Annotated in this window: 7 protein-coding genes and 2 pseudogenes; 6 read left to right on the forward strand and 3 right to left on the reverse strand. The window is 36.8% G+C overall.

Annotation, left to right across the window (positions count from 1 at the left end):
- Positions 1-134: 134 nt before the first annotated feature.
- The 6 genes and pseudogenes from BM211_RS11105 (at position 135) to BM211_RS11130 (ending at position 10,333) form a co-directional block, all read left to right on the forward strand.
- Complete coding sequence (locus tag BM211_RS11105) at positions 135-2,432, forward strand: glycoside hydrolase family 3 C-terminal domain-containing protein (RefSeq protein ID WP_090997180.1); 2,298 nt, start codon at positions 135-137, stop codon at positions 2,430-2,432.
- Positions 2,433-2,479: 47 nt separating this feature from the next.
- A complete protein-coding gene (locus BM211_RS11110; RefSeq protein ID WP_177206922.1) occupies positions 2,480-3,745 on the forward strand; it encodes an MFS transporter in 1,266 nt (421 codons plus the stop codon).
- 97 nt (positions 3,746-3,842) lie between these two features.
- The gene (locus BM211_RS11115; RefSeq protein ID WP_090997186.1) at positions 3,843-6,368 is read left to right on the forward strand and encodes a glycoside hydrolase family 3 N-terminal domain-containing protein; all 2,526 of its coding nucleotides are present in this window, start codon (positions 3,843-3,845) and stop codon (positions 6,366-6,368) included.
- 468 nt (positions 6,369-6,836) lie between these two features.
- Positions 6,837-7,742 (forward strand): annotated as a pseudogene (locus BM211_RS27505) (MMPL family transporter); the annotation flags it as partial.
- A gap of 1,050 nt (positions 7,743-8,792) precedes the next feature.
- Positions 8,793-9,782, forward strand: a pseudogene (locus BM211_RS27510) (MMPL family transporter); the annotation flags it as partial.
- 377 nt (positions 9,783-10,159) lie between these two features.
- Positions 10,160-10,333: a Fe3+ hydroxamate ABC transporter substrate-binding protein gene (locus tag BM211_RS11130; RefSeq protein ID WP_090997193.1), complete on the forward strand. Its 174-nt coding sequence runs from the start codon at positions 10,160-10,162 to the stop codon at positions 10,331-10,333.
- Positions 10,334-10,683: 350 nt separating this feature from the next.
- Here BM211_RS11130 and BM211_RS11135 read toward each other — a convergent pair whose 3' ends face one another.
- The 3 genes from BM211_RS11135 to BM211_RS11145 all read right to left on the reverse strand — a co-directional run bounded on the left by BM211_RS11135 (position 10,684) and on the right by BM211_RS11145 (position 12,780).
- Positions 10,684-11,004, reverse strand: a complete 321-nt coding sequence (locus BM211_RS11135; protein ID WP_035436495.1) for a YqfO family protein — start codon at positions 11,002-11,004, stop codon at positions 10,684-10,686.
- Between the two features lie 44 nt (positions 11,005-11,048).
- On the reverse strand, positions 11,049-11,471 hold the full coding sequence (locus BM211_RS11140; protein WP_256217078.1) for a DUF5391 family protein: 423 nt from the start codon (positions 11,469-11,471) through the stop codon (positions 11,049-11,051).
- Positions 11,472-11,592: 121 nt separating this feature from the next.
- A complete protein-coding gene (locus tag BM211_RS11145; protein WP_090997196.1) occupies positions 11,593-12,780 on the reverse strand; it encodes an MDR family MFS transporter in 1,188 nt (395 codons plus the stop codon).
- Positions 12,781-12,908: the final 128 nt, after the last annotated feature.

The raw sequence follows: 12,908 nt of genomic DNA on the forward strand, positions 1-12,908 counted from the left end.
ATTTTGATAGATTAAAAAATTTCAACTGTAATTATTACCTTTTTTCTGTAAATAATACCATATCTGAAGAAAAATAAAACCTATAATAGTTTTAAGAAAACGGTTTCAAAAATAAATTAAACAGGAGAAGCGATATGAAAAGAAATATAAAGCAGATTATATCCAAAATGACATTAGAAGAAAAAGCTAGTCTTTGTTCAGGTTTAGATTTTTGGCATACAAAAGGGATTGAGCGCTTGGGGATTCCGTCCATTATGGTAACCGATGGACCACACGGACTTCGCAAACAGAAGGAAGGGTCCGATCATTTAGGGATTTTTGACAGCGTTCCTGCAACCTGCTTCCCATCCGCTGTAGGCTTAGCAAGTACATGGAATAGAGAATTAATTAATAAAGTTGGCGTTGCATTAGGAGAAGAATGTCAGGCTGAAGATGTCGCAGTTTTACTTGGACCTGGGGTAAATATTAAACGTTCTCCACTCTGTGGAAGAAACTTTGAATATTTTTCAGAAGATCCGTACCTTTCTTCTGAAATGGCAGCAAGTCATATTAATGGTGTGCAAAGTCAAGGGGTTGGGACCTCTTTGAAGCACTTTGCTGCAAATAATCAGGAACACCGTAGAATGTCCACCGATGCAATTATAGATGAAAGAACATTACGCGAGATCTACCTTGCCAGTTTTGAAGGCGTTGTAAAGAAAGCGAAGCCATGGACAGTAATGTCAGCTTATAACAAAGTTAATGGTGTATACGCATCAGAAAACGAATCCTTGTTAAATAATATTTTAAAGGATGAATGGGGATTTGAAGGCTTTGTGGTTTCTGACTGGGGAGCAGTAAATGAACGAGGTGATGCTCTTTCCGCCGGATTGGAGCTTGAAATGCCAGCAAGCAATGGAATCGGCGAACAAAAAATTATTAAGGCAGTAAGAAACGGAGAGCTTTCCGAAGAAAAGTTGGACCTTGCTGTAGAAAGATTTTTAAGTATCATTTTTAAGGCAGCTGAAAACAAAAAGGAAAACGCTGTCTATGACATAAATGCCCATCACCGTCTTGCGAGGGAAGTGGCAAGAGAAAGTATGGTTCTCTTGAAAAATGAAGACAAAATCCTTCCTTTGAAAAAAGAAGGCACAGTTGCTGTAATCGGTGAATTTGCAAAGATACCTAGATATCAAGGTGGCGGAAGCTCCCATATAAAGCCTACAAAATTAGAAAATATTTTGGAAGAGATTGAGAACGTTTCAGGTAAGAATACCAGTGTGTTATTCGCAAAGGGATACCTCCTTGAAAGTGATGAGGTGGATAAAAATCTTATCAATGAAGCAAAAGAAGTTGCTACTGGTGCAGATACAGTAATCATTTTTGTTGGTCTTCCTGACAGGTGCGAATCTGAGGGATATGACCGTGAGCATATGAACTTGCCGGAAAACCATGTCCAATTGATCCAAGCTATTGCAGAAATAAATAACAATATTGTTGTTGTATTAAGTAACGGTGCTCCAATTGAAATGCCATGGATCACGAAAGTAAAAGGACTTTTAGAAGGCTACTTAGGCGGACAGGCACTTGGAGGAGCAATTGCTGATCTATTATTTGGTGATGCGAATCCAAGCGGAAAATTAGCAGAAACATTTCCAAGACAATTGTCAGAAACTCCATCGTACCTTAACTTCCCTGGTGAAGGAGATAGAGTAGAGTACAAGGAAGGGATTTTCGTAGGGTACCGTTACTATGATAAGAAAAGGATTGAACCATTATTCCCGTTCGGATTTGGCTTGAGTTATACAAACTTTGAATACAGCAAACTCTCCATAAGCGAAAAGGAAATGAAAGACGCCGGAAAGGTTACAGTGACAGTCAATGTGGGAAATACTGGAAATGTAGCGGGAAAAGAAATTGTACAGCTTTATGTCCGCGATGTGGAAACCAATGTAATTAGACCTGAAAAAGAACTAAAAGGTTTTGAAAAAGTGGAATTATTGCCGGATGAGGAGAAAACAGTAACTTTCCTATTGGATAAACGCGCGTTTGCTTACTATAACGTGGAACTGAAAGACTGGCATGTTGAATCAGGACAATTTGAAATTTTAATCGGGAAATCATCCAGAGATATAATCCTTAAGGACACTGTTTATGTCGAATCAAGTGTTCTCATTAAGAAGACGGTTCATAGGAATACAACCATTGGAGATTTGTTGATGAATCCAATACTCGCACCAATAGCACAGGAACTGCTGGCAAAAATGAATGAAGGAAACCCGCATTTGAATACATATCCAAGTGAGACTACTCAATCTGAAATGATGATTGCGATGATGAAATATATGCCGTTACGAGCAATGGTTAACTTCAGTCAGGGTGCAATGACAGAAGAAATGCTATCGGGGATTATACAACAATTAAACGGGCATTTGGCTAAAGAAACAGTGTAAATGATAAAAATTCATTGCAATTATTCAAATCTATTGGAGGCATGAATATGAATCCTGCAGTTACACCATTTAAACGTCTTGTTACAGCGTTAATGATTTCAAATACTGGTATTTATATAGCTCTTATACCCCCAATGGCATTATTGATTACATTAAAACTGCAGGCAATCGCGCCTCAAAACGTGGCTGGTGCAATGGCTACCGTTTTATCCATTGGTGCAATTGTCGCTATGATTGCAAATCCAGTGGCTGGTGCCATCAGTGACCGGACCCGCTTAAAATTTGGTCGTCGTCGCACCTGGATTCTAATAGGAAGTATATTAGGGGGAGCTTCGGTATTAGGAATCGGATTTAGTAATCAAGTGTGGCAAGTTGTATTAACCTGGTCCTGTGCACAAATGTTTTTTAACTTTGTTTTATCTGCGAATAATGCTTTGGTAGCAGACCAAGTTGAAGTAACAAGGCGTGGATCGATTTCAGGCATTTTAGGTTCAATTACTTCGGTTGCAGCAATTATTGGTATTACGCTAGCTAACGCCTTGGGTCAATCTCAAGTTTTAAAATGGGTTGTGTTAGCAATTATTCCGGTTGTTTTTGCGATTATTGCGGTTAGTTTGATAAGAGATTCAGGATCAACGGTTTCTAGGGAATCAAAAAAGGAAAAGTTTAGTTTTTCAAAAATTATCCCTAGTCCGCGAAAATATCCTGCATTTGCATATACTTGGTTAGCTAGATTTCTTGTCTTATTCGTTGGTGCTACAGGTTCCTTCGGGACATTGTTCCTGTCACAACGTTTTCATTTTTCCGCAGCAGAGTTAGGAGGTAAAGTGGCGTTGTTAACGGCAATTGGTACAATCATCACTTTTTTATTTAGTATCATCGGAGGTTTCTTATCTGACTATTTGAAGCGTCAGAAACCATTTGTTATTGGTGCTGGTATTTTAATAGGATTGGCTTTGATTTTACAAGGATTTACTTCGAATTTTACAATCTATTTAATTTTAGCGGTTATTTCAGCTATTGGCTCGGGTATCTTTTATGCAGTAGATATGGCTCTTCTTACACGTGTCCTTCCAAACCCGGAAGACGCTGCGAAGGATCTGGGTATATTAAATATTGCAAACGCTTTACCACAAACAATTGTTCCGGCAATTATGCCATTTTTACTTGGACTTGGCGGGTATGAGTTAGCGTTTTCAGTGATTGGCATTTTGAGTATCTTAGGAGCTATTGCGGTACTTAAAGTTCCAGAAATGTCATCCGAAAAAAAAGGATCGAGTGATTTAAACGATCAAACTCTTGAGTTTATTTAATATAAAGGTTAGTTATTTTATTCTTTTCATTTTGCCGCTTCATAAATCGGAGCGGGTCTATTTCATAGGATATTTACCTGAGAAGGAGTGTAGAAAAATGCTTGGGACTTGGAATACCGTAGTACAAACCCCATTTACGAATATGCAATTTGTTTTTGCAGTTGATAAAAAGGATACGTATACTTCTACTGTTAAAGAGCCTGCTCAATTAAATATGCAAATTGAATCAGTAACTGTGGAAGGGGAACAGCTTCATGCGCAAGGGAAATGCGTACTTCTTTCAGAAGAACCTGTGGAGATCAATCTTACTTTTACCAAAGACACGTTTAATGGTTCGATAACTCTTCATCCCTTTGGGAATCTTCCAGTTGAGGGGCAAAAGGGAGAGGGAATCTCTTTAACACATGCACTAATGAACGAAGTTGAAAAATATAGAAAGCCTGAACTGGTTGTTGACAGAACAGAGCAAGAAATTCAAATCGAAGTGGACAAGATTGTAAGTAAAATGACGATTATAGAAAAAATTGGTCAAATGAGCCAGTGTTTGGCATCTAATTTTTCATTTGGAGGAGATGTTGAGTCTGAGCCTGCTGAGAAGATAGTAGCCGAGGGCAAAGCTGGGTCGATTTTAGGTGCATTTGATATTAATCGAGTTTTTGAATTACAAAAAATTGCTATTCAAAAATCAAGATTAGGGATTCCATTACTTTTTAACGCTGATATAATCCATGGTCATCAAACCGTTTTTCCTGTCCCGCTTGCTTGGTCCTGTAGCTGGGATATGGAAGGAATAAAAAGGGCATGTGCGATTGCTGCAAAGGAAGCTTCCGCTTCAGGTATTACCTACAATCATGGACCAATGGTCGATGTGACAAGAGATGCTAGGTGGGGAAGGGTCGTTGAAGGTGCAGGCGAAGATCCATATTTAGCATCATTAATTGCAAAAGCCCAGGTAGAGGGATTTCAAGGGGATAACCTACTTAGCGAAGAGACCATCATGGCATGCTTAAAACATTTTATTGCCTATGGCGCTGCAGAAGGTGGTAGGGACTATAACACAGTAGACATTTCAGAGGGAACATTAAGAAATGTCTATCTCCCTCCTTTTAAAGCAGGACTGGAGGCGGGTGCCGGTTCAGTCATGAACTCTTTCAATGTATATCAGGGAATCCCAGTCGCGGGAAATAAAGAGTTATTAAAAGATCTGTTAAGGGATGAACTTGGTTTTAATGGTATATTGATTTCGGACTATGGAGCTATTGATGAAATTATGATTCATGGAGTTTCAAAAGATCAAAAAAATGCCGCTAAAATGGCTGTGGACGCGTCGATGGATATTGAAATGGTTACGACTGCCTATTTAAATCATTTACCAGCACTCCTTAAGGAAGGAAGAATACGTGAGAGTCAATTAGATGAAGCTGTTAAAAGAATTCTTACCTATAAGTTTAAAATTGGAATCATGGACGACCCTTTCCGCTACATTAGACCAGACAAAGAAGAAGAATATCATTTCTGTCAGGACCATCTGAAAGAGAGCAGGGAACTTGCTAAAAAATCTATTGTACTTCTAAAGAATAATGGTGTTCTTCCTTTAAATAAACAAAACGATAAGATTGCGGTTATCGGACCGTTTGCAAACAGCAAAGATTTATTGGGTCCTTGGCAATTTTCAAGATACGGTCAACAAACCGTTACGTTGATGGAAGGTATACAAGAAAAGGTTTATAATAAGGACAACATTTTGTATGCGGAAGGCTGCAAAGTTAATGATGAAATTGATGGTGGCTTTGAGGAAGCCCTTCACCAAGCAAAAAAAGCCAAGATGGTGATACTTGCTTTAGGTGAAAGCAGTGATATGTCAGGTGAGGCAGCTTCGAGAATGGAGATTGAACTTCCTGAGGTTCAAAGAAGATTAGTAGAAGAAATCATCAAATTGGGCAAGCCCACTGTCCTTGTTTTAACAAATGGACGTCCTTTAGTTCTTGAGTGGTTTGAGAAGAATGTAGATGCTATCGTTGAAACATGGTTTTTAGGCTCTGAAGCCGGTCATGCCATTTCCGATGTACTATTTGGAGATTATAACCCTTCTGGAAAGCTTACTATGAGTTTTCCATACAAAACTGGACAGGTCCCTGTTTATTACAACCACTTTAGAACCGGAAGACCATTAACGGACAAAAACCAAACTGAGAAGTTTATATCAAAGTATCTTGATGGTCCGAACGAACCACTTTATCCATTCGGTTATGGTTTAAGCTATACTTCCTTTACGTATTCTGAAATTGAACTGGATAAAAATCAAATGACCTTTGGTGATGAGATCCAGGCAAGCGTCATAGTAATGAATAATGGAAACATGTCCGGTGAGGAAATTGTTCAGCTTTATGTTCAGGATTTATACGGAAGTGTTGTCAGGCCCGTTAAAGAATTAAAAGGTTTTAAAAAGGTATACTTGAATTCTGGGGAGTCGACAAGAGTAACCTTCACCATCACAGAAGAGGATTTGAAATATTATACTAGTCACTTAAACTATAAAGCAGAGGAAGGGGAGTTTAAACTTTATATTGGTACTAACGCGAAGGAATTGAAAGAGGTAGCCTTTGAACTATTGGAGATATAATAATGGGCTATCTGTTTAATTAAAAAAATGTTTTAGACTATTAAAAGAAAGTATTAGACTGGAGGGAAGTGTTTTTACAGGTTCCCGTTGCAAGAATACAATTCCTAGTCTAATACTTCTTTTGTTTTTTATATAGCTAAAGGTGAGTATGACGGTACTCAATCTAAAACTATTATTGTATAGATTACCGGCCTTTAGGCGATGCAAAGCTGTTGTAGTAATAGTGTTGAGTCTAATACATTTTTTAAAACGAACAAAAATTCTTCTTACATACACAAATCAATCACTAGGAGGTTTCTAATGAGAAGGATATTAAAATGGCGTTGGGTAATATTTGCTATATGGATTGTCTCTGCCGTTTTACTTACCGTTTTTCAACCGGATGTGAATGAAATCCTTAGAAAAAGGGGACAAGGAAATTTAAGTGCTGACAATCCTTCCAAAATAGGGAGTTCTATCTTAAACAAGATGAGTACAGTTAAGGGGAATAGCGACCTGATTGTCTTCTACGACAAGGATAAATTGTCGGATGACGACATGAGTCAGATTCAAACAGGAATAACAGCGATTCAAACGAGTAAGAAGGAGCTTGGAGTAGGTGATATCATTGATCCTTTTAGTATGCCGGATGCAAAAAGTTCCCTTATCTCAAAAGATGGAACTACTTTATTAGTTTCTTTCAAACTTGATGTAAAGGGACGGAATATTGATGTCATTAAAAAAGAATTTAATAAAAAGTTAAAAGATGTAAAAGTCACTTATTACCTCTCAGGAGAAGACTTTATCAATGATGATTATGCAAAATTATCAATCGCAGGGGTCGACAAAAGCGGCGCTTTAACTATTATATTCATCTTAGTGGTTCTAATCATCATGTTCCGTTCGATTGTTACACCATTGGTTTCATTGCTGGCAGTTGGTTTATCCTACCTATGTTCCATGGGGATTACTGGGCAGCTTATTGAAAAGCTTCATTTTCCTGTTACAAGCCTTACACAACTGCTGCTTATTTTAATATTATTCGGTGTTGGCACCGATTATAATATCTTGCTTTTTAACAGATTTAAGGAAGAAAGGAGCCATGGTCATTCTATAGATGATGCGATCGTTATTACCTACAAAACAGCGGGTAAAACGATATTTTACAGCATCCTTACAGTATTTATCGCATTTGTGAGCCTCGGCTTCGCAAAATTTGATATATACCAATCAGGAACAGTTGTTGCAATTGGTATAACAATCTTCCTTCTACAAATTTTAACGTTTACTCCTATTTTAATGAAAACGCTGGGCAATAAATTGTTTTGGCCATCAAAAAGTTCGTCAGGACACAAGGAGAACAAATTATGGGCTAAGGTGACTTCGGTTTCTGTTAAGTATCCTGTACTTTCAACGTTAGTCATACTGGCATTTACGGTTCCTGCAATTTATTTTAATACACAAAAACTCACCTTTGACACGCTAAAGGAATTAGGGGATTCGTCTCCAGCTTCAAAGGGCTTTAATATTGTAGCGGAGCATTTCGACAAAGGACAGGCAATGCCAACAACAGTTGCAATTGAAAGCAACAAAGTAATGAATAATAATGAGTCCTTGTCGGTTATAGACAAACTTACGGAAGAAATAAATGACATTGAAGGCGTCAAAAAAGTTTCAAGTGTAACACAACCGGCTGCTGAGCAAATCAATGATTTTTATATCAGCAATCAAACAGAGGCTGTTACCAAAGGTATGGATGCAACAAAGGATGGCACAATCAAGATTCGTGATGGTTTGAATAACATTAGCAGCAATTTAACATCACCTGACTTTTCTAGTGTCAATGATCTCATTAAAGGCACAGGTGATATAGAGGTTGGACTAGGCAGTATCACAGGTGGTTTGAATCAAGTTGATATCGGAATGGAGCAGGGGGTAGAGGGTGCAGCAGGTATCAGTGATGGCATTGGAAAGATTAAGACAGGACTTAGTACAATCAGCAGTAAAACTACCGAAGTCTCAAACGGCATGTCCGAGCTTCAAGGTGGATACTCACAACTAAGAGACGGTTATAAGAACATAGAGAAGCAGCTTCCAGTAATACAGCAGGGACTTGGAGGCATGAATCAGTTAATCGGAGCATTAGGCCAAAAGTATCCGGAACAATTAGCCTCCGATGAGCAATATCTGCAACTCAAACAAACAGGTTCCTCCCTTACATCTGGATTAGCCCAGTTAAGTGGTGGTATTGCGGAATTAGGTAAAAACTATGACATCTTGAATGCAAACTTCCTAACAGCAAATGAAGGATTAAAACAGCTTGATGAAGCTCAAACGAAAATGATAAGTGGATTAGATGAGCTTCAGAAGGGTGCAGCAGCACTTTCAGATGGTTTGAAGAAAGGAAGCGCTGGCCAGAAATCAATCATTACAAACATGGCACAAATGAAATCAGGAGTAGGAAAAATAAAGGATGGCCAGCAGCAGTTACATGACGGTTTGTCAAAGCTTTCTGGTGGAATGGACCAGCTAAAAGATGGGATCAATAAAAGTAGTAATGGACTTGATGATATAGCAGATGGTCTAGGAAAGACGAACACTTATCTGATGCAATTAACAGGTTCCCAAACTTTCTTTATTCCGAAAGACGCTTTAAACAACAGCGATTTTAAGAAAGCGATGGACAACTACATGTCTTCTGACAGAAAGCTTACTAAAATGACGGTTGTTTTAAAGGCCGATCCTTATTCCGAAGATGCTCTGAAAACAGTCAAGAAAATAAATGATACAGTATCAAACGGACTAAAGGGAACTGCTCTTTCTGATGCTAAATTTGGCACCGCGGGTCCAAGCTCTAGTTCCAATGATATGAATAAGGTACTAGAGAATGATTTAAATCGAACGAAAATCATCATTCTTGTAAGTGTATTTCTCGTGCTTGTTCTCATCATCAGAAACATTTGGATTCCAATTTATATAGTTGGATCAATAATAGGAGCTTATAACATCGGAATGATTGCAACAAATTTTGTTGTGTATGATGTGCTGAAATTAGATGGAATTACTTCCTTTGCACCTTTCTTCTCCTTTATAATTATTGTCGCAATGGGAGTTGACTATAGTATCTTTCTAATGATGCGTTTTAAGGAACATCCTGATCTTTCTCCTAAGGAAGCAATTGTTCAAGCCTCCAAGCATATTGGCGGAGTAGTAATGTCTGCTGGAATCATACTTGCTGGTACCTTTGCTACACTAATACCATCAGGAATGTCTATTTTAATTGAAATGGCAACTGCAGTGATAGTAGGTATTGCGGCGTTGTGCATGGTGTTTCTGCCAATATTCGTACCTGCACTGATAGCACTTCCTGAGTTCATATCCAAACGTTTTACAAAAGAGAATAAAGAATCCTTACCAATTGGAAAGATCTTGTAACATATACACAGTAAAATGACGATAAGGTGGAAATAAAAGGAACAGATGAAGTGCCAGTGCAGAAGCAGTTCTTCAAGTATGTTCATTTTCCAAAGTGACAAGAGTATCCATAGGGGGTAACTTTAAAAGTTGCCCTCTTTTCAAAAAAAGAGTTTGAAAGTATTCAAGAAACAATGCAATTTTCCAATCGAATTACGGGTAACCTTTCCTATTTTTGTTAAAATTGATGTAAATGGTCAAAACGTAGACCTTCTATTTATATTTCTTAGGGATTATATCAAAAAAGAAAATTGTACGTTAATGTGTTGTATAATAAAAGTATGGCTATTCTGATATTTATATAGTGTAAAAATAGGAAGGTGAAAGAGGAGATTAAAGTGGCATTGATAGTTCCGAAATGCATCTACTGTAAGGAAGATATTAACAAGGATGAACAAGCATTAGTAATCGTACCATATCCTAAGAAAAAAGGATTTACAGAAATTAAAGCCTATTTAAATTTAGAGGGGAAATTTATTTGCGAGAACTGTAAAAACAAACTTAATATATAATCAGGGCTGTTTTTAATGATTTTCTTATTGAAACTATTAATCTTTTTTATAAAAAGTTCATGTATAAAAAATAACCACTCTCTATTTTTTTCAATCTTTGCTCAAAAAATAGAGGGGTTTTTTATGATGGAATCAATGTTATAAACTACTTTTTAATCAAACTTTATTCAAAACCAACAGCTTCGCAATCTTCATCATTTGTTTTAATTACTAAAACTGGGGGGTCTTGATACATCGTTATAATCTCTTAAATGAATTTACAGATCCCTAAAGTATAACTTTCTTTTAAACGATACGACTTTATTCCAAAGCTATACATATTAGTTTAAACAAATCTTATTATGTTTCGCTCAGAACAATAATGGCAATACATGAATTATGGGTTCCTCATAAGGATGAATACTATTGATAATACTTAACACTTCTTCAATTTTCTCATACAAACATCTAAATTCCATTTTATATTCCGTGCCAAAGCATATTTCACCTGTATTACCACTAAAAGGTTTCGCTCCTTCTAGCGGCCTCCAAGATCCTTTAACAAGTGAGTAAGAAAGAACATGATCATACTTACCTACCGCTAAAATGCCCACTTCGTTTAGTTTATTTCTCAATGTTTCTATGTATCCTTCTGGTAATAACACCTCAATTTTTACAAATGTAATTTCCATTTTTTGCTCCTTAAGGTAGATATTATCGTAAATAACTAGTGATATTAGATAATGCGTTTTTGCTGATTTAGCTTTGAGGGGGAATGAAAAGCCATGAAATACCACAGAATATTAGCGATTAATGTAGCAATGCAAAGTACTAGTAAAATAGGGGATTTACCCATCGTTAAAATAACCACGAGTATTGTCAAGATTGTGAGAATCCCAAATCCACAAAAGACGGCCATGACGATTTTCATTACATTTACTCCTACCATATACAAAATTAAAGGCAGAATATAAAATACAAGAATCATACCTATACTTGCCCACATACCGTAAGTACCAAATTTATTGGCTTTAGGCCCAGAATCAGTAAGTGGAGAAAGTGAACCTGCGACTATTAAAGAGCAAAAGAGTAACGCGGAAACTAACGTCATGAAAATAACACGAAATTTGTTTGTGTCTTTTGTCATAATCTGTTTCATTCCTTTCAAAGTAATTTATTCCCTATTCACATTATAACAAATATATGAACAAAAGGTTATATTTGGAATTTTATAGAGTGACTTAACGTATACGAAGGTGAAAACAGAGTATGTAAAAACGTTACATACTCTGTTTTATATGCAATAGATTTTCATCCATTTTAACAGCTCGATTTAAAAAATGAAGAAGTGAAAATCCAACAACGCCTAAAAGGCCAAAAATAATCCAAGGGAAACTCATATTTTGCCAATATTTCGTAAAGAAAGTTCCTGTATAGTTGCCAATCGTAAATCCAAGGGCAAGTGATAGTTGGAAAAAACCAAAATAGGTTGCTGTGTATTGTTCGTTGCTAAAGTTTGCAACAGCGATATCGGCATTCGGTAATACAAGTGTTTCTCCGATTGTAAATAAAACGACACACATTAGTAGCCAATTTGGATGAAAAGAAAACGGGATGAGAAGAAAAGAGATCCCCATTAGTAATACACCATACTTTACAAGAGAAAGAGCATGATATTTTTTGAAGAGATATTTAAATGTGATCATAAATAAAAAACCTGTAATGGCGTTTATTGTAATGACGAGTCCTACTAATTTTTGATCGTGGCTTATATTATTCATATGAAGAGGTAATGCAACCGTAAGTTGTGTAAACATCGAATAAAAAAACACCATGATCAGTGAAAAGGATAAAAAGGATTTGTTTTGTCCAGCTGCTTTTATTCCTGTTAAAAGTTGTGTTTCATGCACTGTAACATGAAAGCGAGATCTAAGAAGAAAGAATAGGAATGCTAGAACTAACATGAGTGATCCGGTAAATATAAAAGGGTACATAGGATTCCACTTAAGCAATATACTCCCTACGATCGGTCCAATAATTGCTCCGCCGTTTAGAAAGAGGTTTAAGTATGTAAAGGTATCTTTTCTAATATGGGCTGGTTGGGAACCAAAGACAGCGCGTGCAGAAGGTTCATAGAAAGCCGTTCCAAATCCAATGAATATTGTTGCAATCATAATGGGATGGAATCCAGAAAATATGCCTAAAGAAAGAAAACCGATCCCTCTTAAAATCATTCCGATTATCATCATTGTAATATAGCCAATCCGATCTGCAAGTATTCCAGTACATAGTGGGAATATTCGAGAGGTAATCGTAAGGGCTGTTAAAATTGTACCAACTTGCATAGCGGAAAAATGTAAAGAATTAGATAAATAGATAGCAAGAAAAGCCATCACAGCAAAATGACCGAGCGTCATGAAAAAAGAAGAAAATAATACAAAACGAATAGGTAATGAAAAAGATCTCAAAGTATTCACTCCTTTTTGTTAACCATCTATTATTTTTAATGGTTAACTATTTTATGTTATGATTATACTGAAAATAAGAGATAAAGTAAACTTTGGAAAGTTGGTGGTGATTTTGAGTAACAATCAAA

This window comes from Bacillus sp. 491mf (assembly GCF_900112415.1).
In the GTDB taxonomy this organism is placed as follows: domain Bacteria; phylum Bacillota; class Bacilli; order Bacillales; family Bacillaceae_G; genus Bacillus_A.